Raw genomic sequence first — 25,069 nt, 5'->3', positions numbered from 1 at the left:
TTACTTTAGCAATTCATCTGATAATAAATATTCTATTTTTGAAATTGTTTCTTGAATATATTAAACACTTGCTCTTCATTAGTCAGGCAGTATTTTTCTTTGTTAGAATTTAAATACACAATATTCTTTCCTTGAAATTCACACTCTAAAAATTTTAATATATCACTTATTTAGCAAAACAATATCACTTTTTTACACATTTTTACAATAAAAGACAAAATTTGATTTTTTTGAGTATTTGCATGAAAGAGTGCTTTTAGCTCTTGCTCGTGTCTTATTTTAAGCTCCTGAGTAATCCTTGTGAGTTCATTATTTACACCCAAAGCTAAATTTAAATCACTTTGACTTTTTTCTAATTTTGCATTTGTGCTATCTAGCTTAAGATATAAAAATACATTAAGCATAAACATTAGAGCTAAAGCAATATAAAGCTTTGTGTTTTTAAATAAAAATGACATATTATTTGTAGTTTAAAGTAGGTTTTTGTATAATACTTTCTAGGGTTAGCCGTAGGTCTGACCCCCTATGGCTTAATCTAACCCTAGAAAGTAGGTGATTAAATTTGAGCTATATAATCCACATAATCTTTATAATTATACTACTAAGTATGATTATAGTCAAGGCTTATTAACCTTGTCCCCTTTTTTAGGGGGATTATGTGGTAACCTACTCTAAGCTTACTCCCTTCTAAAATTTATTTGTGATTTCTAATTTTATATTTGATAAATCTTGTTGATATAGCAAATCATATAATTTTTTACAAGCTTGTCTACTTTGTCCTATACTTTCATCGCTCTTATAGTTAAACCTAGTAAAATACAATCTTCTGTATTCTAATAATTATATATTTATCATCTTTTACTCTCAAACATTGTTTTCTAAATAAACTTTCATTTCCAAACTATAAGTTTTGCAGCGTTTATAAACTAGACTTTATTTGTTTATAAAGCAATTGTTGTTAATATTTTGAAAAAATTTAGAGAAAAATCATGAAAGATCTTAAAAAATACATTGCAAATTCCAAACTAACACGCCTTGAAGTTTTATATGAAAAATTAGTAAAGTCTGAAAATGGCATAACCATAAAAGAACTAGCCCAAGAACTCAATGTAAGCGCTAAAACCATAAAAAGAGATATGCAAGGGGTTTTTGAGTCTATGGGGCTTATTAAAAATGGAAGAAAATGGCGTATCGATACAAGCAAAGACATTCAAGAGCAAGATGATGAAAAAATAATCCTTGAAGTGCTTGATACCATGGCAAAAAGTGCTGGAAATAGCTTTTATGCTAAGGCTCATCCCCTGCTTTCTAAACTTTCTCAAAATATCTCTAACCCCATCCATACTAGCCTAGATGCAGAAAAGCTGGAAGAAAAAGATTTAAGCAATTTTCAAATTCTTGAACAAGCCATCAACACCAAAACACAAATTGTCTTTAAATATGAAAATAAACTTTTCCAAGTAAAGCCTTTAAAACTAGCTTTTTTTAGTGGATTTTGGTATTTGCTTGCTTTTGATATGAAAAAACGTGATATTTTCAAAAAATTTTATTTAAAAAATATCCAAAACATCACCCTAACCCAAGAGCATTTTCAAACCGATGAGAGTTTAGAAGTAAAACTTCAAAGAGTAAATTCTATATGGTTTAGTCTTGATAAACCTTTTACAGTAAGGCTTTTAGTAGAAGAACCAATACGAAAATACTTTGAAAGAAAGCCTCTAAATTCACAAATCATCACCGGTAAAGACAAAGATGGCTCCATAGAAATAGAGCTTGAGATAACTCATGAAATGGAAATTTTACCTTTAGTGTATTATTACATACCTTATGTAAAGGTTTTAGAACCTGATTTTATAGCAAATAAAGTCAAAGAAGTAGTTGGAGAATACCTTGATCAAATAAGCAAATGATTGCTTATTTGTCAGGATTTTAATACTTTCTTAGCTACATTTAAAGCTTTTTCAATCGTGTCATTTTCTATAAAATTTTTTATCAATTTCATTGTTTTTAACTTTTTCTTTTATGTGTTTTATGTAGTCTTTGAGTTGATTTGGTTGATCTTTTGTATAAAGTTTATTTTATATGATGATATATCTTTTATCTTTTAAACTTATGAGTATATCAATCCTTCTATTATCTTTTGCACAAGCTTCTGTTTCTACGCTTTCTATGTCATGGGCTGTAAGATTTTAAATTTCTTAGCCTTTGTGTATCTTCCAAGCTTTTTTAAAAACTCATTTGCAAAAAACTCTTGATAATGATCACCATGCGGATCTATCAAATAAGCTATAAATTTAGAATGATAATTTTCTTTATACTCAACTCCCAGAGCTTCAAAAATATTTATATTACTCATGCTTTTTTTGGTATTTTCTTCAAATTTATCATTAGCCCTTAATAATTTTTCAATAAATTCTCTAATTTCCATTTTATTCCTTAAAAATATTTTTCACTATTATACTACAAAAATATAGACTACCATTGTCTGCTTTTTTTAGCTATCATTTTACAAATCATTTCAAAAGGATAAAAATGCTTCAAACCATGAAACACATCCTAACTCACACCGATGAGACTTTATTTGCAAAGAAATTTGGCTATAACAATGTAGAAAAATTCACTAAAACAAAAACTTTGTTTTTAGAATGCGAAAGCATACAAGAATGGCTTTTAAAAGGACATTATGATATGGTAAATTCCTCTTTGGAATTTATACAAAAATTTGATTTTATTTTAGATAAAGAGATTTTAAATTCATTTTTTAATCAAAGCGTTTTATTAAAAGATAAATACAAAAAAATTACAAGAAGCAAAAGCTATCATAAAAACAAATTTTAAACGCAAAAGTGAGCCTTTGCATGCTTTGATGTTTTTATCTCACTTACGCGTGCTTAAATTTCCTATTAGCAATGATATGCTCTATCTTGATAAAACACAAATCATACAAAAGCTCAAAGAACTAGCTATAAAGCATTATGAAAATTCACAAAGGTAAATTAAAACTTTGGGGAGATATCTTACAATATGACATTATTTATGATGATGAGTTGTTAGTTTTAAGCATGCAAAAGAGCGATGAATGATAGCCATTTCTACACTTTTATCATCAAAACATAAAAGAATTTATCAAAATCTTGTGCGAAATTTTGCTAAATTTAACATCGCCTTTAAAGAAATACCAAGTAATGATATATGGTTAAGAGATTTCATGCCTTTAGTGTATGAAAATACGGCGACAAGTTATATTTATGATCCTGATTATCTTAGAAATTACCCGCATTTAAAAACCACTATAAAACCTCTAAAAAATCACTTAAATTTAATCCTTGATGGAGGTAATTTCATAAGAAAACATGATACTGCCTTTATATGTGAGAAAATTTTTAGCCAAAACCCAACATTTAGCATAGAAAGCATTATCCATACTTTAAAACAAAGCCTAAATTTAAAACACATAGTCTTTTTACCAAGACTAGCTTATGATAGATACACACATAGCAATGATATTAATAATTATTCATAACTAGACAACTAAAGTCTAGTTATTTTGTTTATAATTGCATTATATATCTTAGTTTAAAGGTTTATAATGCAAACAAATACTTCTACTCTTACTCACATTGCGGATTTTGATTACTACTCACATAATGTAAAAGTCATCTCACTACACGCACAAATGCTCTCAAACAGCAAACAAATCAAAAAAGATTTTTACAGCGAATTTGAAGATACACTAGAAAAAGATAGTAAAATCCCTAGTTTTATCTACAAACAATACTCCAAATTTATCTATCCTAGCTTTTTAAAGAAAAATCTAAGTTATCTTAAAAAATACTTAAATTTTACTCAAGCAGAATGTGATGTGTTTGCGTTTTTTTACTATGCAAACAAAGGTAGATTTGCTTTACACCAAGGTTATAGCACTGCTTTGGGCAAAAAGATCATAGAAAAAATTTTCAACCACACTTCAAAAGATGTCAATAAAGCCTTAAGTGATGATTCTATGCTTTTTAAGCTAGATGCCTTGTGTTATTATGATAGCGATGCCTTTGGTATAGATGTAAATAATTTTGAAAGCATTTTCACTCAAGATATTAGCAAAACTACACTTATGGGTGAGTTTTCGTATTTTTTACCTAAAACTAGACTAAATTTGAATGATTTTGACTATATACAAGAGGAATTAAATACTATCATTACTTTTTTAAAAAAACGCCAAAAAGGAAATATTTTTATATATGGAAAAGCAGGCGTAGGCAAAAACGAGCTTAGCGCACTCATAGCTAAAGAGCTTGATAAAGAAGCATTGTGTGTTAAAGATTGCGAAAATGATAAAAAATCAAGTAGAATTTCAAATTTTTACGCACTTAAAAAGATACTCAATCCAAAAAAACAAATGATAGTCTTTGATGAGTGCGAGGATAGTCTTTGCTATGATTCTTTAAAAGAGAAATTAAAAATCAACAAAATCTTAGATGAAGAAAATGGCATTTGTGTATTTTTATCAAATTCTAAAGACATGGATGAAGCGTATTTGAGGCGTTTTGATGTGATTTTAGAGCTTGAAAGTATGCCTAAAGAAAAGAAAATTCAAAATATAAAAAAGTTATTTAATAAGAAAAATATAAAAATAGATGAAGCCATTATAGAAAATATAGCTTCTCATCCTGAACTTTCTCAAGGGGTTATTTTAAAATGTGCAAATAATGCTAAGATCTTTAAAAGCAAAAGCCAAGAAGTATTTGTAAGATTGATCAATGAAAATTTAAAAGCAAGATCACTTCAGGGCATTTCAATGCCAAAAAAAGACAAAAAATACGATTTAAGCTTGATAGAATGTGATTTAAATTTACAAGAACTAATAAACAATATCGATAAAAATTCAAGTTTGAGAATTTTAAGCTATGGCATAGCAGGTAGTGGAAAAAGCGAGTTTGGCAAAGAACTAGCTAATGCTTTAAACAAAACTTTACATTCTTATAAACTTAGTGATATTTTAGATCCTTTTGTGGGTAATAATGAAAAAAATATCGCAAACATTTTCAAAAAAGCTTCTAATGATAATGCTATCTTACAGCTTGATGAAATCGATGCGTTAATTTATAGTAGAGACGAAGCAAATAAAAGCTGGGAAAAAAGCTTAGTCAATGAAATGCTTATGCAAATGGAAAATTTTGAAGGTATTTTCATAGCTTCTACAAACTACCTACAAAGCCTTGATAAAGCTAGCATAAGAAGATTTGATCTAAAGATAGAATTTCAAGCATTAAAGCAAGAAAAACTTTTAAAGGCTTTTGAATTTTTTGCTAAAGAATTAAATTTAAGCTTTGACAAAAAGCAAATTTCAAAAAGGCTCTTAAGACTTCAAAATATTTGTTTGGGTGATTTTGCACTAATTCTTAGACAAAATAAAATTTTTAAAATCAAAAACGCCGATGAGTTTTTAGAAAAATTAGAAAAAGAATCAAAACTCAAATCAGATGATGAAAAAATCAACATGAGATTTTTATAAAAAGGATAAAACTATGAACATAACACTTCAAGGAACAATACACAAAAGCTTTGTGTTTGGATTTAATGATATAAAAGCAAAAGAACACATTAAAGCATTATATAAAACAAACAATGATGAGTTTAATTTCCAAACACAAATTCAAAACACAGAAAATATACAACTACTAAGCCAAAGCTATCATTTAGAAAATGGATATTTTTTAGATGAAAATACTCAAAGCAAACTTTTGTCTTTTGAAAATTTTTTAAGTCAAAATTATGCGGATTTTAAACATTTTTGTGTTGTTGATTTTATAAAACATAATGCAAAAATACACTATAAATTAAAAAAAACAAACACAAAAGGCAAACTCTATCATCTTGCAAGTGCATATGCCTTTCCTAAAAATGGCTGGATAGATAAAAAAGTACTAAACATCAACGACATCTCACCTTATCAAAACATGCTTATAGAAGGGTTATTTTATATTAAAGAGCAAGAATTGCTAGAAATTATAAAACAAAATGAAAATTTGATAAGAAATAATTTTTATTTAAAAGATTATGATTTTTCAAAAGGTTTAAAAAAACTTTTAGATGTGAGTTTGGATATTTTATTTGCTAATATTAGCACGAAAAATTTTAAACCCTATAAACTAGAAATAAACTCTATCGCTCACGAGGATATAGAAAGAAAAATTTCTTTTGTTAAGCTACTAAAATGATTGTTTTAGTAGCTCTTTGATCCTTTCTATAAATTGCGTTTCTTTTTGGGTAATATACTCAAGAGTGATTTCTTTATCTTGACTATCTTCAAGAAAAATTCCATCAACTATAAATTTATACTCATCTGAAAGGATAAAATTTTCACTATGACATTTTGCTTTTTCAAATTCTTGCATAGGATATAAAAGTCCACCTAAAAACACCTTGCCTATCTTTTGATAATACCCCATATAAGTATGAATTTGAAATAAATCATTTCTGTCTAAATCTCCCATGCCATTTTGGCTTCTACCTTCCATTTTCATTCTTTTATATTTAGTATCAAAAACCATGTATGTATCATCTTTAGACAAAACAATGTCAGGTATTATATGGCGTTTATAAAAGCTATTTTTATAAATTTCAAGCTTTGGAGAATCGACCATATATTCTTCAAAATTATTTCTTAAAAGCTTGCTTATATAAATTTCAAAAAGCTCTGCTATATTAACGATAAAACCATAACTTTTTTGATCATTTTTATTTTTACTAGTGAAATTTTGACTTTCTATGATCATTTTTGCATATTTTAAAAGCTCTTTGTAGTTTTGATAATTTTGATTTCTCAAGGCTTTGCTAGAAAAGGCTTTGTTTAAACTTTCTTTTATAAAACAATGCTCGCTTTTATTTTGCACTAAATAGGTTTTTATATGCTTTACATTTTTTAAAAAGCTTGAATTTTTCTTTTCTATGACTTCTAATGCTTTATATAATACATTAATAATATGCACATCCTCTATTTGCTCTCTTGTTTTTGTAGCAACCTTTGCTTTTAAAGGGATATTGTGTTTTATAAATTCAACCATATCGATATTTCCCTTAAAGCGCAAATCATTGTATTTTTTACTTTGATAATTTTTAGGCAAACCTATCAAAAAACTTTTTTCAAGTTTTTGCACAAAGATATAAAAAAGTATAAACTCACTTATATTGCTTTCCTTTTTTACATCTTGATAAATACTCACATCATCGACAAATACATCATTAGCAAAATTTAGCATTCTTTCTAAAAACTTCTTGCCAAACCTGGAATTTATCTCAACTTCCAAACCATTATAAGAAATTTTTCCTATATAATTTCCACTAGCAATTTGCCTTTTATTTTCTTCAATCGTTCTTACTGAAATGATAGGATTTTTAGTATTTTTGCTTAAAATTTTTTCATCATCATTGAAAAAAGAAAAGAAATTTCCATTTTTTATAAAATCTTCAAAATACAGATCAAAATCTTGTATTCTTGAAGATTTTTGATCTATTTCTATAAAGCTATTATCATTTATTTTTATCATCGTTTTTTTCTATAACAAAAAGTTTTTTTAAATTATCCAAGTGTGTTTGTATTTCTTTTTCATTATATTCGCTTCTTAAATACTCTTTTAAAAGCGCTTCAAAGCGGTTGCTAAAAAGTTTTTTCATATCACTATCTTTAATCTCATCATTTTTGAATTCAATTTTTAGAAAATAAGAATGTCCAAGTTGATATTTTTCACCTATATCTTTACTAATTTTATCGTTTAATTTTTTACAAGCTTGTGCGTATTCTTCGTTATTGCTGGCATAAATTTCATTTTTTATTACATCATAATCACATGTCATTTCTTGCCATATAAAACGTCTTCTAAGTGCTAAATCAAAACTATCTATGCTTTTATCTAAATCATTCATAGTTCCTAGTAAAAACATATTTTCAGGTACATAAAAATCCTCATCATCTCTCATAGAGGCATATTGTGTTTTTATCTTGCCTTTTTCTCCTCTATACTCAAGCGCATAAAGTAATTCTCCAAAAACCCTAGATAATTCCGCACGGTTAATCTCATCAGCTATGAAAAAATACCCATGATCACTTAGAGCTTCATTAAAATTTCCTTTTTCTAGTTTTTCTAAAAACCCTTTTTCTTCTTTTTTTGCTTTATCACAAAATTCTCTAAAAATTCCATTTTTAAGTTCAAGTTTTAATTGTCCATTTTCAATCCCTGCAGGTTTAATACCTTCTATAAAATCTTCATAAGAAAAACTTGGGTGAAATTGAGTGATAAGCATCTGCTCTTCATTGCTAATAAGATTTTTTATATTATTAACCATAGTATAAGTTTTTCCTGTTCCAGGAATTCCATGAAAAATGATATTTTTATGTGTTCTTAAAAGCTCCAAAAAACCTTTTAAATTACTACTTTTAATATCTGCCTTGCCACATAAATTTGCAAAGCTATAGGCTACCTCGTAAAGTTTATAATACACACTTTGATTTTTATCATTTTCAGCTAATTTTTCTTTTGTAATTAAAGCAAAATCAGACTTTTTTATCTTATCAATCAAATTTAAAAATTGATCTAAAATATAATATCTTGGAAGATTATTTGTTTTTTTTACTTCAAGTTTTTCCAAAACAAAATCAAAATATACTTCTTCTTTACATTCATTATCAAAATTATATTCTTTTGGATTTTCATTTAATATCTCAAAGATGTACTTAGCGGTATTTACAGAAGCATCATTTGCAAGTGGAAATTTATCATCTTTAAATTGTAAAAAATATGCTAATTCTCTAGCAGTAGCTTTCATGCCTTCCACTTTATCAAGCGCTACTAATAATTCTGTTAAATTGCTACTATTACTTACTGCATCATTTATTATTTTAAGATTATCAACTAATTTTTTTTCATCTTTTAATAAATTCGTAGCATTACCTTGCATTTTAGCACTATTTATACTTTTATCCCACCATTTTTCAAAAATATCTTTTTTAAAATTACCCTGATTGAAATCTATCTCGTCTATTTTTTCTTTACCAAATGTTTCGCTAAAATTATCCACAATTTTGCTTTTTGTTTTTAAAAATTCACCATTTTCATCAAATTTAATATGTATAGTACTTTTATTACTATAATCGTTTAAATATTCCTCAAAAGCACCTTTTAATTTATCAAATACCTCACTATTATCTTCATAAATTTTCTTGGTTAATTCTTTAAACCTTAATTCAATATCATCATTTTCTAAAATTACACTATTTCTTTCTCTACCAAATTTAGTATGATAAATATAACATTTTCCATCTTTATCAAAAAAATAAGCAAAATTTTTATTTTTATTTTCGTTTAATCTAGTTTTTAAATCACTCATTGTTTTCCTTAGTTTTGATTTTTATAATTATAACTTAATTTTTGCATTGTTAATTATACCAAAATAAAAAAATAAAAAATAGACAAACACCGTCCGTTAAAATAACATATAATTACAACAAAATTAAAAACTATTGTAAATCTATAACATAAGGAGGTATTAAAAAATAAAAATCAACATAAAAATTTAAAACAACAAATCAAAAACAAAGGAATAAAATGAAAAAACTATTTTTAATTTTAAGCATGTTAATGTGTATATGCTTTACTTTTGCCAATGCTGAAGTAAATTATACAACAGCACAACAAGATATAACAATAGAAAAAACTATAGATAATAATACAAGCACAAAAATAGCTCAAGAAGATTATACCAATACAATAATCATCACCATAGCTATCTTAATATATATCATCATAGCCGCAGTGCTTGTGTATTATGGATTAAAAGGTAAGGTGGTTATATATAGAAATACAATAGATCTTAGCTTGTGTGTTGGATTATTTGCTGTATTGCCTTTAGCCTTTATAATCTTTATGACATTATTTCTAATGCGAATAGAAAGAGATACTGCGCTAATGATTATGGGTGTCATTGCTTTTATATGGGCATGCGTTGTATTATATATAGCATACACAACACTAAGAGATAATCGTAATAATCCATTACTAATGATTTTAATACTACCTTTAAAAATAACATTAGGATTATGGTATGGACTTAGTATTTTTGCAGTTTTTAGAAAAAGCAATCTTAAAACCGTAGCAGAAAGAAGAGAAGAAAAACAAAATGCGTTAGCACGCTTTGCTTTTTCAAGCGGACTAATTTATGCTCTAATGCGAGATAAACCTTTGAAAAAATAATACTCTAGCCTATTTTAATAAAATAGGCTAAAATTCAAACAAAACAACAAAGAAAGGTAAATAATGTTTTTTTCAAAATCAAGATACACAAGAGGCGCACAATGTGCTAAATCTCTTTGGTTAAATACTTACAACAAAGATGTTTTAAATTCATCTAACAAATCAACAAAAACTGACATAGGTAATAAAGTAGGCGAGCTAGCCTGTAATCTTTTTCCAAATGGAGTAAAGATGGAGTTTGAAGGTAGTTCTTTTGATGAAAAATGCGAACAAACTAGAAAACTATTAGAAAATAACCAAGAAGTGATTTACGAAGCTACTTTTTGCTACGATGGTATTTTGATCATGATAGATATTTTGCAAAATACCAAAGACGGTTTGATCATAAATGAAGTAAAAAGCTCTACATCTTTAAAAGATGTTTATATAGATGATTGTGCTTTGCAGTATTATGTTTTATCAAATTTAAATTATAAAATCAAACAAGTTAACCTGATACATTTAAACAATGAATACTATAGAAGTGATTTTCTTGATATAAATCAACTTTTTAAGATCAATGATATCACAAAAGAAGTTTTATTAAATCAAAACCAAGTTAAAGAAAATTTAAAATACTTTGAAGAAATTTTAAGCAAAAAAGAAGAGCCAGATATAGACATAGGAACACATTGCTTTGATCCTTATGAGTGCGATGGATATGAGTATTGCTGGATTAAACAAAGAAATTTATGTGAAAAAGAAAATGTTTTTAATATACCAAAATTTAAAAAAAGTTTTGAATTTTATTATCAAAATACTTATAATTTTGAAGATTTAGATGATCTATCTATCTTTACCAAAAACCAACAAATTCAAATCAAAGCTTCACTTAATAAAGAAATCTATATAAACAAAGAAAATATCAAAAAATTCTTAGATACTCTAACCTATCCTATATATCATTTAGATTTTGAAACATTTATGCAAGCTATACCTGAATATAAAGGTATAAGACCTTATATGCAAATTCCTTTTCAATACTCTTTACATATAGACCATAAAGACAAGTTAGAACATAAGGAATTTTTGAGCGAATGTGGGATCGATCCAAGATATGAGTTTGCAAAAAATTTAATCAACGATATACCGAAAGATGTTTGTGTGCTTTCTTATAATGCAAGTTTTGAAAAAGGTGTAATAAGGAATTTAGCACTTGCTTTTCCTGAATTTAGCGAACATTTGTTAAATATAGAAAAAAACATCAAAGATCTTATGATACCTTTTCAAAATAAAGATTATTATCATTATAAAATGCAAGGGAGTTATTCTATAAAAAAAGTTTTACCAGCTCTGATCCCTGATATGGAGCAAGCTTATAATGATTTAGATTTAATCCACAATGGAAGCGAAGCTATGCAAAGTTTTGAAGCTATGCAGAATATGGATGAAAACGAAAGAAAAGCTTACCGCCAAGCCTTACTAGAATACTGCAAACTTGATACCTTAGCCATGGTAAAAATTTTAAAACATTTAGAAGAGCTTGTAAAATAACAAATATACAAATTTAAAAAGGAAAACACATGAAAACAAGTCTTTTAAAACTAGATAAGAATTTTACTGGTAAAAAAATAGCAGATTGTGGTGTTATAAAAAAAGATAAAATGTATTATGCAACAACTTTTAAAGAAGATTCAATTTTATTTGATATCAATGGAAACATACTAAAAAAATCGCTGGCAAGATTTATCACTTAAATGATGATTTATATGGATTTTGTTGTACAAAAACAAAATATGGCTTTATAGATAAAAAGGGAAATTTAATCACAAAAGTAAAATATGATGGTATCAACAGCTTTCATGATGGCTTGGCCGGCGTTGAACTTAACGGAAAATGGGGTTTTATAGATAAACAAGGAAATTTAGTTATAGAAGCAAAATATGATAATGCTTTGGGGTTTAAAGATGGCTTAGCTGAAGTTAAGCTTGGTGAAAAATGGGGTTTGATAAATAAAAATGAAGAAATTGTTGTTGAGATTGAGTATGATGAGATACTAAAACTTGATACGAATTTATTTTTACTTAAAAAAGGCGAAGAATTAAAACTAAAAAACCTAAATTAATTTAAAATGTTTGCGTGCTTACTTATAATGCAAGCTTTGAAAAAGGTGTTATAAGAAATTTAGCACTTGCTTTTCCTAAATTTTGCGAGCATTTGTTAAATATAGAAAAAAATGTCAAAGATCTTATGATACCTTTTTTAATAAAAATCATTATAAAATGCAAGGAAGTTTTATAAAAAAGTTTTACTAGCTTTAATCCTGATATAAAGCAAGCTTATAAAAATTTAAATTTAATCCATAACAAAAGCGAAGCTATGCAAAGTTTTGAAGCTATGCAAAATATAAGTGAAAATGAAAGAAAAGCTCTCTGTCAAGCCTTACTAGAATGCTGTAAATTTAACCATGATAAAAATTTTAAAAGCTTAATCCATAGCTTAAAGCTATGGATTAAAATTCGATTTTTAAAACCTCATACACATTTGCCTCATTTGTATAAAAGACATCATAATAACATCCTGTGTATTTATTGTTTTTTAAAAACTGATTGATATCATCACTGAGCTTAAAACTTAAAATATGAATTTTAGCTTGCGGATTTAGCTCTATCTCTTCATCTATGGTTTTTACTTCACAATGATAATTTTCACTTTCTTTTAAAGCTTCTATTACATTGTGATTATTAAAAACTTCATGATGGATAAATTCTCTACATAAGTTTTTATGAAAATCATTCCATTTTTCTAGTAAAATATCACGTGTTTTCATTGTTTTTTACTCCGTTTAATTTTTCATTTAATTCTTTGATTTTTTCTTTATTATCTTCAATAAATTTTTTTATCTTTTCACAGCTAAAATCAGGTAGCGTTAAACTAGCATAATTCCAAAAGTGACTATTTTTATGGTATGGTTCAACATTATCATTTAATATTTGTTTGATTTTTTCCCTTCTTTTGTTTTCATCATCTTCCCCAAAAAATCTTACACTAAAATAATTCTTATCATGCCATGCAAAAGCAAAATAATAATCACCATGATCTTTTTCTTCTGGCTTAAAAATAAATGGCATATGAGTTACTCCAGTATCATAATTTATTTCCCAATTTTCAAAATTTAAGCTCTTGCATATTTCCACTAGGCATTGTTTAAAAATATCATCTTTCTTTTTACAAATTTCTAATACCAATTCGCAATAGTTTTCTTTCTTTTCATCTTTTAAAAAATTAACAATATCCATATCACTTTCCTTTTTATTTATTAAAGTTTTAATTACATCTTTGTAAAATTCTATAGCTTGACTTAAACTGCAAATGTTTTTTACTCTTTCTTGACATTCTTGCAACCAATTTAAAATTTCTACTTCATAAGAAATTTGTCTATATAGCACTTTATAATCGCCTTTTTTTAAGAATAATTCGTTTTTAGTGTTTTCTATCTCCCATTCATCTAAACTTTTCTTACTAGGTTTTCTACCATCTAAAGTAAGATAAATCACAGCGATATTTTCGATATTTTTGATATCTTTATAAGAAACATTTTCTTCTTTATTTAATATCTCTATATACCTAGCAATTTGCTCATTTTGATCTCCTGCACCAATTTTATTTTCTAGTATAATGTGTTTAGTGCCATTATGTATATAAATATCTATATTTTTATATTCTTTTAAGACTTTTACATCATCACTTTCTCCAAACCATTCTTTTAATCCTATCTTTTCTAAAAATAAATCCAAAAATAACTTTTCTTGTTCATGATTCTCACTAGGATCAAGTAAAGATTTTAAAATTCCACTATGCAAATTCACCTCATCATGAGCGGGCAAAACCTTTAATAAAGGATTGTAGTCATTTTTGCCCAATCTTTTTCTTTCTTGCATACGCTCTTTTTTAAAAGAAGCAAATTTATCAAGAAAATCTTTTAAATCTTCCATATTTATTTCCTTTCCATATATAAACTAATAATTTTTATTTTAGCGTAATTTTCATCATCACAAAGCCAAAATTTCATGTGTTCTCCAACTCTATTTTTCTCTAAAGTTTCTAAAATTTTAATAGCGTGTTTTGCTAGATCATTTTTAGGTAAAAATATCACAGCAAAATAACACATCAAATCATACTCTCTATCAACTATTTTCTCATCATAGCAAAAAAATCCTCCTTTATTTAAAATTTCACTTGCATACAACAAATCATCATCTAGTCTAAACACATCACTATCTCCATAAATAAACATGTATTTATCATAAATTCTTATCATTTCATTAAGATTATTTCCTCGCATATTTTTCCTTTACACTTTCAACTCTAGCAACCTTAAAATTCTCCAGCCTATATCCTTGCTTATACATGCAATTTGTCTTTGAGAAAAAGGATTAAGGGTTATTTTTCCGTTGTATTCTAAGTAAAATTTATGTCCATTTTTACTAAGCTCGTAAATTCCATTACCCAAATCATTTACATTTTCAAACTGCAAATCAAGCACAAATTCTCCATTTGTGTTAATAAAACCCCATTGATTATCTATACAAACTTGTGCTAAACCTTCTTTAAAATCAAACGCCTCATCAAAATGCTCTTTTATAACAATATTTGCATTTTTATCCACATAAATAAAACCATCACTTGTTAAAACTAATGCCAAACCACAGCTAAAACAAGACATATACTCATACTCATGCTCACAAAGTATCTCATCATTTTGATTGATCAAAAAATATCTATTGTCTTTTTTTACACTTGCTATGCCTTCGCTAAAGCTATTTGCCTCATCGTATTTTGCTTCTATGATGGTTTTTCCTTTTGTATTGATAAAACCCCATTTTCCTGCTACACAAAAGGCTGCTAAATTCTCACTAAAAAACCTAAGCTCATCATACATCACATCGATGATGATTTTGGCATTTTTATCTATAAAGCCGTATTTGTTAGCTATCTTTACACAAGCCAATCCACCAACAAATTCTCCAACTTCATCAAATTTAGCTTCACAAATTAACATCCCATTTTGATCCATGAAACCAAATTTAGAATTTTCTAAAAACAAAACAAGCTCATCATCAATAATCTTCATAAAATCAAAACTATTCTTACTAAGCTCATTTTTGTTTTTATCTACCAAAGTATATTTAGTCCCTACTCTCACTTTGATCATATCTTTGGCTATAAATTTCACATCCTTATACATAGGATCAAAAATGCAATTTAAATTTACATCAAACAAACCATACAAAAACCCATCAAACACTAACAAATACTCATCATTTATCAAGCTAATATCATCAAATTTAGCCTCTAAAACAAGCTTTGCAAATTCATTCAAAACTCCGCATTTAACCTTGCCATTGATCTTTTGCTTGTATAAAAATAATTTTTCATTTAGTCTTTTTATACTTAAAAACTCAAAATCACTTAAAAAATTTCCATTCTGATCGATCAATGCAAACACATCGCCTTTTTTGATCTTAAAAAGCTTATCACTGAGTCTTATAATGCCATCATATTCAGTCTTTAAAATGATATTTGCTTGAGTATCTATGATGATATTTTCATTTCCTTGTCGCAAAAGTGCATAATCATTTACAAAACTACAAACATCATCATATACAAGATCCACCACCACTTTGGCTTTAGTATCTATAAAACCCCATTTGTCATTTATCATAACACCTGCTAAATTTTGACTAAAATTTAAAACCTCATCATATAAAAAATCACAAATTAATTCTCCACTGCTATTTATAAAGCTATACTTACCAGCTTTTTTTACCGCTGCAAAGCCATTTTGAAAATCTCTTACATGATCAAATTCATCATCAATAACAATCCTAACTTCTTTCATCACTTTCCTTTATAAAATGAAATTATATTAGAATTTTATAGACTAAGATTGTCTATATTTTATGCTAGAATATCATTTTAAAAATATGGAGGAAAACATGAAAAAGAAAAAAATACCAAGTCAGGTTCCGTTTAGTTTTGAAGATTCTCCCTTTGAAAGCAAAGAAGAGTATCTAGAATTTATCAAAAACATGCCTAAAATAGCTACTTTAGATAAGGCTTTGATAAAAAAATCAAGAGAGAAAAATTTAGCAAATAAAGCCATTTCTTACATACAAAGAAAAACTAATCTAAGCTACAACAATGCTAAAATTTTAAAAGATATCTTATCAAAAGAGTATTTTCGTAAGATAAGAAGCAAAAATAAAGTCCTTGCTAAATTTATGAAAAGATAAAGCCTTAGGCTTTATCTTAATTGCTTTAAAACGATTTTTTTAATATTTCTAACATTTGTTCTTTGTGTGTTTGTGCATTACCAAAAGTCCAAGCAATTTCATCATTATCTTTAGCTAGCGCATATATAAGCCATAGTTTTAAAGATATAACTGCTTTTTTATTATCCATATATCTTTTTTGAAAATCTCTATACTTACTTAGCACATCTTGGTTATTCAAAGATGAGTTAAAACTAGAGCTAATAAGAGCTAAATTTCCAAAATTATCTATTTTTTCATTAGTCCAATCATTCTCATTTGCTTTGCTTTGTGCTTGCACATGCTCTATGGAATTTAAGCTTCTAAAATAGAAATTATCAAATTTTTTCTTATCCATTTCTTTACCACATATTTTAACTTTATCGCCATTAACTTCAGCATTTTTCCACAAATAATACTCCAAACGATAAAACCAATAATGCAAAGTTGCTGTTCCTCGATCTAAGTTTGGAATTTTTACTTCATTAGTATTAGTAAAAATACATTCATCATTATTGCTTAAATTAACAAGAACTTCATTAGAAATTTCCAATAAATCTTTTTTCTCTCCATTTTTTTCTGCTTCTTTTGCTTGCTCTTTAACTTCTGTGTTTGCTTGCTCTTTGGCTAAAGATGTATCTAAATTTTCAAGGAAAGATATTGGATTTTTTTGAATAATATTTTTACCATTTGTGATAAAACCATAAAAATTAATGTTATCATTTATTTGTATTTCACTAATTATATTTTTATCATCACTTAACTCATCAAATGAAAAGTTCAATTTGATCTCTTTATCCAAAAATTTCAAAAACGGAGTAAGCCAGTGATGATGATTATTAGACATACCACTTCTTGCTACGCGTAGATAGTTTTGCACCATAGCAAGATCAGGCATAACATTAGAATCTTCGCTGATTGTGTATGTACTATATTTTTTAGTTAATCTTCTAATCTTATAAGAATTTTCCTCATCATCTTGACTTTTAATAACAAAATAATCAAATAAAATTCTATATTTTAAAAGATTTTCTATGAATTTTTTAGTGTTTTCTTTTTTTTCTATTGTTATAATCTCTAAAAGCTTATTTTTATCTATAGTAACATCACTAGCTTTTTTCAAATAAGTAAGCTTATAAACATGCAATAAAAAAGTAGGAAAATCTACTATGGATTTAAATTTAAATTCATCTTCATCATCATCTTTTTTTGTAATTTTTTGTTGGTTATTTCCTATAATACACTCAATAGTATTTTCATTTCCACTACTTTCATTTAGCTTAGTATTTTCATCTCCACCACTTTCATTTGAGCTAGAAATCTTTCTATCGCTAGCTTTTTGAAAGATATAATTATCCATTTGTGAGCAAATATCCCATATATGAGCATAAAAAGCTCTTTCGTTTTCATTAATATTTGAAAGCAGTCTTGCTTTTAAAATTTCATGTTTTTCTAGTTGTTTGCCGCGGTTATTCATACGGATAAAAAAGCGGTTTAAGTCAGTATTTTCGGCTAATTCTACAAAAACAAATTTTACATTACTATAAATAAATTTAGAAAATTCAGAAAATTTATCAATATTTTCTTCAATATTTTCTTCAATATTTTCTTCAATATTTTCTTCAAACCAATTTACTATAATTTCTAAAGCTTGTGGTATGTTTTGGCATATATCCTGTGGAAATTTTTTAATTTCTTGTAAAAAAATATCATTTTTTCTCTCATTATTTTGATTATCTTTACAAAATTTAGCAAATTCTTTTAGAACTTCTTCTTCTTTTTCTCTTATAGGCATGGAGATTCTAAGTTTATCACTTTGCATTATAAATTCTTTCCACTTTGGCTGATCGCTTGGATTTTTATAAGTTGGATTTTTATAAGAAAGAAAAAATCCTATCAAAAACAAAGTTGTTAAGCGTTGTTGGCCATCTATGAGTAGGTATTTATCATCTTTTTTACTTACTACTACATTGCCGATAAAGTATTCTTTATTCTTATCTTCATAAAATTTAGTTTTTATATCATTAAGTAAGGTTTGTATTTGCTCTTTATCCCACTCATATAGTCTTTGATAAGGTGGAATTTCAAAAAAGATCTTATTATTATCCTTTACCACTTCACTAATATTTTTAATATTTACTTTATTACTCATTGTTTATACCTTTATTTTTTATTTTTTTACATAATGTGATGGGATGTTTTTATATAGAGCATCTTCACCTTGATAGTATTTTTCAACAATTTTTACATAATCACCTCTTCCACCATCTAATTTTTGTGCTGATTTTCTTTCTTCTTCATTTTTTATAGCTATAAAATCAAGTAAATTTTGCTCTAATTCCTCTTCAAAAGATACAAAATACACTTTTTCTAAAAATTCCAAAGCATAATTATTTTGAGTAGCTCTAGAAATACTTAAGCCATAAACTCTTAAACTAAAAGCAGCTCTTGCAAGCAAGGCTAAGAAATAATCACTATTGCCATTTGGAAATTTAGAAAAATAAATCATCACAGCAATGGCATAAATGTATTTATTATAAATAAATCCTGTGTAATATATTTCATCTAGCTCTTGGTATAAAGCATAATTTGATAACTTATCAAAAAACTCATTGTATTTAAACAAATACTCGAAAAAATCTACCCCATTAGCAAAACTACTTAAAACCCCTAAATCTTCCTTACTATAAAGGAATTTATCACTAAAAAATTCTTTACAAAACTCTTCATATATTTGTTCTGTTTTAATTTTATCTACTCTAATGTTTTTATGTTTTAACCATGCTCTAGCAGGTGCTAAAAGCTCATCAAATAAAATAGTGATTTTTCTTTCATCTTTTGCAAGATTTTCAAATTTCCTTGCATAATAATCTAGCATACTACCTTGATTTTTCTCTAAAGAATGCAAATGAAAAGCCTTTATAAGATCGTATGATTTTAAGCCTTTTCCTTTTGAATTTGCACTATCAAAAAACAAAAACGCATCATCTACATTTGGAGCTAAAACGCAGATAAATTCTATATTCTCTAAAAGAAAATCTAAAAACTTGCCTTTTTTATCACTATAACTTTCAAAATAAGCTTTTATATACTCGTAATTTTCTTTGATATGATATTTTGACTCATTATGAGAGTATTCAACATTATTTAAAAAATTACATTCACATAAAACTCTTAAAATCAAAGCCAAGGTAGTAAGGCGTTGTTGGCCATCTACTATATTAAATTCATTATCTTTCTGTTGTTGGTCATCTGCTATGTTGAGCTTATTTTCTGTATTTCCCTTATGCAATATCAAACTTCCTAAAAGATATTTTTGGTTTTTATCTATTTGTTCGCTTATATCTTTTAAAAGAATTTTAACTTGCTCTATACCCCAAGCATAAGGGCGTTGATAATCAGGTATGTTTAAAGAAAAACCTTCTTTTAAAAATATATCTGTTTTTTGAGCATTTTTATTATCCACTTTACCCTGCACCAACTCATTCAAACTCACAATGCAAGATTTTACTTCTGTATTTTCACCACTCATTTATAGCCTTTCTAAATTTTAAACTTATTATATCAAGCTATCTATCATTTCCAAAGCTTCCAAAGCTTTCATCTTAAGCCCTATGCCATTTCTAAAAAACTTTGGAAAATCACACTCATTTGGATTGATCCTTAAAAGTGTTCTAGCTTTGCTTTTTTTACAAAAATCCTCGCCAAACATACGCATACTAGGCACAGCTTTACCAGCTCCAAGCTCTATAAGCAAGATGTTTTTATCCTCTAAGGGTTTAAGCCAGTTTTTATAACTTTGCTTTTGTAAAAAATAACGACTATCATTAAAACTACCATCATTAAACATCAAGATATTTGGCCTTGCCAAACCTTGACATCTAGGACATTTTGGCAAAGATAAGGCTTTGAAATTTTCCATATCTATATCTAATTCCTCTTGCATTTGCCAGATCAAATCACCACATGCATAATTAAAACATTGTAAATAATTTATATTTCCATGAAATTCATAAATTTTATTCTCATCAAAGCCAGTCTTTTTAAAATGCCCATCTACATTAGTCGTAACGACATAATAATCTTGTTTGCTTTTTGCAAGTTTTAAAAGTATTTCATAACCTTTATGTGGCTTAGTATCTTTGTATAATTTAAATCTATGCCCATAAAAAGCCCAAGCAAGCTGTGCGTTTGTATAAAAATTTGTAGGATTAGCCATGCGTTCAAAGTCTATGCCTAGTTTTTGCAAATGCGGATAAGCTCTCCAAAAACCTTCTTTTCCTCTAAAATCAGGCAAACCACTATCTACTCCCATGCCAGCTCCAGCTGTGATGATGATTACCTCTGCTTTGTCTAAAGCTTCTTTTATATGAGTTTGTATTTGCATTTTTTACCTTTAAAAATTTTCATAATCAAATTTCCTAGCCTCATGTAGCTCTTTAGCTACTTCAAGACTCATTTCCCAAAAAACTGCATTCATAGATTTTGGCATGCAGTTTTCATCTTCGTATTTTTTGTTTATAGCCTTATAAACCTCATCATTTTCCTCACAATCAACAGCAAGACTACCTAAATAAGGATACGACAAATACCCCACCGGAGCCGTATCAAATACCATAGTTAGTTTTGTTTTTGGAAAATTTTCTTTCATAAAAGCTAAAAATTCATCTCTAGCTTTGCAATCTGTCTTGTCTTTATCAAACAAATCACTATGTTTTGTTTTATTGACATGAAAATCATTGTTTGGAGTGTTAAAACACATCCAAAAAGATTTTTTACCTTTTTGGATGGTATAATCTTGAATAGTTTCAATCGCTAAAGCCATTTTTCATCCTTTTTATATTGTATTAATATAATTATACTATATAAAATGGACTTTTAGTGTCTATATTTTAACCTTTACATTTTTGAGCTATCACATCCATAGCTTCTTGTGAGAGAACAAAATTTGTATGATAAAGCAAGCAACTACCCATATCAAGTACTTTTAATACAAGCTTTTTGTTATTAGTATCTTTTGGATTGTGCCTTGTATTAGCTAGATCATAAATTTCATACACCATATCTTTACTAAGCTTGTTAATATCAAGTTCTATGATATTTTCTTCAAATTTCATAGGCTCTTGCGTAAATTCTTCTTTGTTTTCTTTTTTTGTAAAGCTTTTTTTCTTACTAAAAGATTTTAGCTCATTTTCCTTTGCTTCTTCTAGGGTGTAAATTTCATTTAGACTAAAGCTTAAGTCATTGTCATTGTTTTTATATCTTAGTAAAAAGGCAAAGGCTTCATCCTTGCTTTCTTTAAAAAGTGCTTCAACTTTTTCTACTTGGGCTTCAAAGATAATCATATCAAAAGTAGAATAAAAGTCTAAAACCACAGCCTTAGCATATCTTTTACCGCTTTTACTCATCATCGATTTAAAATCTTCAATCTTCCCTACAACCAAAAGCTCACCTTCGCCTTTGAGTGTTTCAAAATCCATACTTTTAAAATACTCTATACCTTCTATTTGACTTGCAAATTTATCCAAAGGATGACCTGATACATAAATTCCTAAGATTTCTTTTTCATAGCCTAGTTTTTCCATTAGTTCAAATTCGATTTTACTATCATGAAGCCCTACTTTGATATCTGCAGCTATTTCCTCTTCTCCAAAAAGCGAAGCAGTAGAGTTTCTTTTAACTTCAGCAATTTTCCTACTTGTTTCTGAAATAAGCTCAAGATTATCCACCAAACATTTTCTAGTATAGCCAAACTCATCGAAAGCACCTGATTTAGCTAAATTTTCTATGGTTTTTTTATTAATCTTAGTTGGATCAATAGAGCTTATAAAATCATCAAAATCACTAAAGCCCTCTTCCTTGCGAATAGCCATGATATTTTCTATCGCAGGAATTCCCACACTTTTAATCGCTCCAAGCCCATAAATAATAGCTTCAGAACCATCTTCAAGCTTAGTTGCGCTAAATTCTCTTTGGGCTTTATTGATACTTGGTGGCAAAAGTTTGATGTTCATTCTTTTCATCTCTTCAATGTATTTTGCAACCTTATCTACATTGCTTTCTTCGCTTGTTAAAAGCGCAGCCATAAACTCACTTGGATAATAAGTCTTTAAATACGCTGTTTGAAAGGTTATAAGTGCATAAGCAGCCGAGTGAGATTTGTTAAAACCATATTCAGCAAATTTCAAAATAAGCTCAAACAAATCATCAGCCTTTTTCTCATCATAGCCTTGTTTTTTAGCGCCTTCTAAATACTCTGCTTTAAGATTATCCAAAATTTCTCTTTTTTTCTTACCCATAGCACGGCGCACATTATCAGCCCCACCCAAAGAAAAACCACCGATTTTTTGCACTATTTGCATAACCTGCTCTTGATAAACTATAACCCCATAAGTATTTTCAAGTATAGGTTTTAAATCTTCAAATGCATAAGTTGCAGCCTTTCTACCATGCTTGATATCGATAAAATCATCCACCATCCCACTATCAAGTGGACCTGGTCTATATAAAGCTAAAACCGCGATTAAATCTTCAAATCTTTCAGGCTTTAACCTAGCATTCAAACTTTGCATACCGCCTGATTCTATTTGGAAAATACCCAAGGTATTACCACTTTGTATGGTTTTATAAACCTTAGGATCATTCATATCAATCTTTTCCCAAATCACATCTTTACCATAACGCTTTTTTACTAGCTTAATCGCATTATCAATCACTGTAAGAGTTTTTAAACCCAAGAAGTCAAATTTGATTAAATCTACATCTTCAAGATATTCTTTAGAATACTGCGTTACCAAATGACGCTCATCGTTTTTGCTTTGTCTAAAAAGTGGAGCTTTATTCCACAAAGCTTCATTAGATATCACAACCCCTGCTGCGTGCATACCTGCGTTTCTATTTAAACCCTCTAATGCTTTAGCAAAGTCCCAAACCTGACGTCCTTTTGGATGAGAATTTACAAATTCAGCGATTTTTGGTTCTTGCTCATAAGCTTTTTCTAAAGTGATTTTTAGTTCTTCAGGAACTAATTTTGCCAAAGCATCCGCATCAGGTATGCTCATATCACAAACCCTAGCCACATCACGGATTACTCCCTTTGCTAAAAGCTTACCAAAGGTAATGACTTGTGCAACCTTTTCAGCTCCGTATTTATCAATAACATAATCAATCACTTCCCCTCTTCTATCTTGACAAAAATCCACATCAATATCGGGCATTGATACACGCTCAGGATTTAAAAATCTCTCAAAAAGAAGATTATAAGGTATAGGATCTAAATCTGTAATTTTCAAACAATACGAAACCAAACTCCCCGCAGCACTCCCACGCCCTGGGCCAACTGGTATATCTTTTTCCTTAGCTGCAGCAATAAAATCATGAACGATTAGCATATAACCTGAAAATTTCATATTTTTAATAATACTAATTTCTAAATCAAGTCTATCTTTATACTCTTGGTGTTTACTCTCATCGATAAATTGAAGTCTTTCTTCTAAGCCCTTTTTACAAAGATACTCAAAAACTATATCATCATTATCAAAGCTAAATTCTTGATCTTCTTGACTTAAACTTAAGCCATATTTTTTTGCATATTCACGGGTAAATTTAAAATTTGGTGGGGTAGGATCGCCTAGTTTTAATTCTAGATTGCATTTATTAGCTATTTCTTGAGTGTTTTCAATGGCTTCAGGAATATCAGCAAAAAGCTCGCTCATTTGCTCTGGTGTTTTTACATAAAACTCATGCACTTCATGTCTTAAACGCCCTGGATCATCAAGCTTAACCCCCATAGCTATACACATAAATACTTCATGCGCAGCTGCTCTTTCTTTGAAAGTATAATGCGTATCATTGGTTGCGATGATTTTTATATCAAGCTCTTTAGCAAGTTTGATGATAGAATCATCGATAAATTTTTGATCATCAATGCCATGACGCATAATCTCAAGGTAAAAATCATCTCCAAAAACCTTTTTATACCAAAGCGCAGCTTCTTTTGCGCCTTCATAACCTTTTGCGCCAAATTTTAAATTTCTTTCATTTTTGGTATTTAAATGCCAATTAATCTCACCTTGCAAACACGCAGAAGAGCAAATCAAACCCTCACTATGTGCTTCTAATAGCTTTTTGTTAATCCTTGGGTAATAATACAAACCATGTATATAACTTTGCGAGCTTAAATACATCAAATTTTTATAGCCAATTTCATTTTTAGCAAATAAACAAATATGAAAGCGTTGTCTTGAGCTTTTATCACTTAAATCATCATGATTGTGTAAATATGCTTCAAGTCCTATGATAGGTTTAATCCCCTCAGCTCTCATTGTTTTATAAAAATCAATAGCCCCAAACATATTTCCATGATCAGTCATAGCAACACTTGTTGCACCTTGAGCTTTTAGCGTTTTAGCAAGCTCTTTGAGTTTATTTGCTCCATCAAGTAAAGAATATTCTGTGTGTAAATGTAAATGTGTAAATTGGCTCATATTTTCCCTTGTATTTTTTTATTATTATAAAAAAAAACCTTAA

At 28.0% G+C, this 25,069-nt stretch carries 24 protein-coding genes and 1 pseudogene; 12 read left to right on the top strand and 13 right to left on the bottom strand.

The features are described 5' to 3' along the window. Positions 1-170 precede the first annotated feature (170 nt). On the bottom strand, positions 171-458 hold the full coding sequence (locus tag L8U00_RS01025) for a hypothetical protein (protein ID WP_263708213.1): 288 nt from the start codon (positions 456-458) through the stop codon (positions 171-173). 531 nt (positions 459-989) lie between these two features. Here L8U00_RS01025 and L8U00_RS01020 point away from each other — a divergent pair. Next, on the top strand, positions 990-1,910 hold the full coding sequence (locus L8U00_RS01020) for a helix-turn-helix transcriptional regulator (protein ID WP_263682229.1): 921 nt from the start codon (positions 990-992) through the stop codon (positions 1,908-1,910). An 87-nt stretch (positions 1,911-1,997) separates the two neighbouring features. On the opposite strand, the pseudogene L8U00_RS07800 reads toward L8U00_RS01020, so the two are convergent. Continuing rightward, positions 1,998-2,422, bottom strand: a pseudogene (locus tag L8U00_RS07800) (PD-(D/E)XK nuclease family protein); the annotation flags it as partial. A gap of 110 nt (positions 2,423-2,532) precedes the next feature. On the opposite strand from L8U00_RS07800, the gene L8U00_RS01010 reads away from it, so the two are divergent. From L8U00_RS01010 to L8U00_RS00990, 5 genes are all read left to right on the top strand, one after another. After that, on the top strand, positions 2,533-2,838 hold the full coding sequence (locus L8U00_RS01010) for a hypothetical protein (protein WP_263708210.1): 306 nt from the start codon (positions 2,533-2,535) through the stop codon (positions 2,836-2,838). 16 nt (positions 2,839-2,854) lie between these two features. Next, positions 2,855-2,995 (top strand): hypothetical protein, encoded by a 141-nt coding sequence (locus tag L8U00_RS01005; protein ID WP_263708208.1) that lies wholly within the window; start codon positions 2,855-2,857, stop codon positions 2,993-2,995. An 84-nt stretch (positions 2,996-3,079) separates the two neighbouring features. After that, positions 3,080-3,523, top strand: a complete 444-nt coding sequence (locus tag L8U00_RS01000) for an agmatine deiminase family protein (protein ID WP_263708206.1) — start codon at positions 3,080-3,082, stop codon at positions 3,521-3,523. 66 nt (positions 3,524-3,589) lie between these two features. Further along, positions 3,590-5,512, top strand: a complete 1,923-nt coding sequence (locus L8U00_RS00995) for an AAA family ATPase (RefSeq protein ID WP_263708204.1) — start codon at positions 3,590-3,592, stop codon at positions 5,510-5,512. 13 nt (positions 5,513-5,525) lie between these two features. Continuing rightward, positions 5,526-6,218, top strand: a complete 693-nt coding sequence (locus tag L8U00_RS00990) for a hypothetical protein (RefSeq protein WP_039619624.1) — start codon at positions 5,526-5,528, stop codon at positions 6,216-6,218. Here the strand turns inward: L8U00_RS00990 and L8U00_RS00985 are convergent. Together L8U00_RS00985 and L8U00_RS00980 are read right to left on the bottom strand one after the other, a co-directional pair. Beyond that, a complete protein-coding gene (locus L8U00_RS00985; RefSeq protein ID WP_263708203.1) occupies positions 6,210-7,547 on the bottom strand; it encodes an McrC family protein in 1,338 nt (445 codons plus the stop codon). The two genes, L8U00_RS00990 and L8U00_RS00985, sit on opposite strands and share 9 nt — an antisense overlap. Further along, on the bottom strand, positions 7,531-9,384 hold the full coding sequence (locus tag L8U00_RS00980; protein ID WP_263708202.1) for an McrB family protein: 1,854 nt from the start codon (positions 9,382-9,384) through the stop codon (positions 7,531-7,533). The genes L8U00_RS00985 and L8U00_RS00980 overlap by 17 nt, the downstream gene beginning before the upstream one ends. 218 nt (positions 9,385-9,602) lie before the next feature. On the opposite strand from L8U00_RS00980, the gene L8U00_RS00975 reads away from it, so the two are divergent. The 5 genes from L8U00_RS00975 to L8U00_RS00955 all read left to right on the top strand — a co-directional run bounded on the left by L8U00_RS00975 (position 9,603) and on the right by L8U00_RS00955 (position 12,527). Beyond that, entirely contained in the window at positions 9,603-10,247 is a 645-nt protein-coding gene (locus L8U00_RS00975) for a hypothetical protein (RefSeq protein ID WP_263708201.1), read from the top strand. A gap of 63 nt (positions 10,248-10,310) precedes the next feature. Further along, on the top strand, positions 10,311-11,780 hold the full coding sequence (locus L8U00_RS00970; RefSeq protein ID WP_263708200.1) for a DUF2779 domain-containing protein: 1,470 nt from the start codon (positions 10,311-10,313) through the stop codon (positions 11,778-11,780). 29 nt (positions 11,781-11,809) lie between these two features. Next, positions 11,810-11,983, top strand: coding sequence for a hypothetical protein (locus L8U00_RS00965; protein WP_263708199.1), 174 nt, complete (start codon positions 11,810-11,812; stop codon positions 11,981-11,983). Then, a complete protein-coding gene (locus L8U00_RS00960) occupies positions 11,959-12,351 on the top strand; it encodes a WG repeat-containing protein (protein WP_318529501.1) in 393 nt (130 codons plus the stop codon). Before L8U00_RS00965 ends, L8U00_RS00960 begins: the two co-directional genes overlap by 25 nt. A gap of 14 nt (positions 12,352-12,365) precedes the next feature. Further along, on the top strand, positions 12,366-12,527 hold the full coding sequence (locus L8U00_RS00955) for a DUF2779 domain-containing protein (protein WP_263708198.1): 162 nt from the start codon (positions 12,366-12,368) through the stop codon (positions 12,525-12,527). Between the two features lie 211 nt (positions 12,528-12,738). On the opposite strand, the gene L8U00_RS00950 is transcribed toward L8U00_RS00955, so the two are convergent. The 4 genes from L8U00_RS00950 to L8U00_RS00935 are packed head-to-tail and all read right to left on the bottom strand — an operon-like array spanning position 12,739 to position 16,128. Next, positions 12,739-13,056, bottom strand: coding sequence for a hypothetical protein (locus L8U00_RS00950; protein ID WP_263708197.1), 318 nt, complete (start codon positions 13,054-13,056; stop codon positions 12,739-12,741). Then, a complete protein-coding gene (locus tag L8U00_RS00945) occupies positions 13,043-14,221 on the bottom strand; it encodes a PD-(D/E)XK nuclease family protein (RefSeq protein ID WP_263708196.1) in 1,179 nt (392 codons plus the stop codon). Before L8U00_RS00945 ends, L8U00_RS00950 begins: the two co-directional genes overlap by 14 nt. Before the next feature lie 2 nt (positions 14,222-14,223). Beyond that, positions 14,224-14,571 carry a hypothetical protein gene (locus L8U00_RS00940; RefSeq protein WP_263708195.1) on the bottom strand — a complete coding sequence of 116 codons (348 nt, stop codon included), beginning with the start codon at positions 14,569-14,571 and terminating at the stop codon, positions 14,224-14,226. A 9-nt stretch (positions 14,572-14,580) separates the two neighbouring features. Further along, positions 14,581-16,128 carry a WG repeat-containing protein gene (locus tag L8U00_RS00935; RefSeq protein WP_263708194.1) on the bottom strand — a complete coding sequence of 516 codons (1,548 nt, stop codon included), beginning with the start codon at positions 16,126-16,128 and terminating at the stop codon, positions 14,581-14,583. A gap of 97 nt (positions 16,129-16,225) precedes the next feature. Between L8U00_RS00935 and L8U00_RS00930 the strand changes: the two genes are divergently transcribed. Continuing rightward, positions 16,226-16,522 (top strand): hypothetical protein, encoded by a 297-nt coding sequence (locus L8U00_RS00930; protein ID WP_263692525.1) that lies wholly within the window; start codon positions 16,226-16,228, stop codon positions 16,520-16,522. A gap of 25 nt (positions 16,523-16,547) precedes the next feature. Here the strand turns inward: L8U00_RS00930 and L8U00_RS00925 are convergent, their stop codons facing one another. The 5 genes from L8U00_RS00925 to dnaE all read right to left on the bottom strand — a co-directional run bounded on the left by L8U00_RS00925 (position 16,548) and on the right by dnaE (position 25,026). Next, the gene (locus L8U00_RS00925; protein ID WP_263708193.1) at positions 16,548-18,692 is read right to left on the bottom strand and encodes a DUF262 domain-containing protein; all 2,145 of its coding nucleotides are present in this window, start codon (positions 18,690-18,692) and stop codon (positions 16,548-16,550) included. Positions 18,693-18,710: 18 nt separating this feature from the next. After that, positions 18,711-20,072, bottom strand: a complete 1,362-nt coding sequence (locus tag L8U00_RS00920; protein ID WP_263708192.1) for a DUF262 domain-containing protein — start codon at positions 20,070-20,072, stop codon at positions 18,711-18,713. A 27-nt stretch (positions 20,073-20,099) separates the two neighbouring features. After that, on the bottom strand, positions 20,100-20,927 hold the full coding sequence (locus L8U00_RS00915; protein WP_263663237.1) for an SIR2 family NAD-dependent protein deacylase: 828 nt from the start codon (positions 20,925-20,927) through the stop codon (positions 20,100-20,102). Positions 20,928-20,936: 9 nt separating this feature from the next. Next, positions 20,937-21,365 (bottom strand): hypothetical protein, encoded by a 429-nt coding sequence (locus tag L8U00_RS00910; RefSeq protein WP_263663235.1) that lies wholly within the window; start codon positions 21,363-21,365, stop codon positions 20,937-20,939. A 67-nt stretch (positions 21,366-21,432) separates the two neighbouring features. Then, on the bottom strand, positions 21,433-25,026 hold the full coding sequence (dnaE, locus tag L8U00_RS00905) for a DNA polymerase III subunit alpha (RefSeq protein ID WP_263708191.1): 3,594 nt from the start codon (positions 25,024-25,026) through the stop codon (positions 21,433-21,435). Positions 25,027-25,069 lie beyond the last annotated feature (43 nt).

It is taken from the genome of Campylobacter sp. IFREMER_LSEM_CL2256 (assembly GCF_025771645.1).
Lineage (GTDB): Bacteria > Campylobacterota > Campylobacteria > Campylobacterales > Campylobacteraceae > Campylobacter_D.
This window is presented reverse-complemented; position numbering and strand designations above follow the sequence as displayed.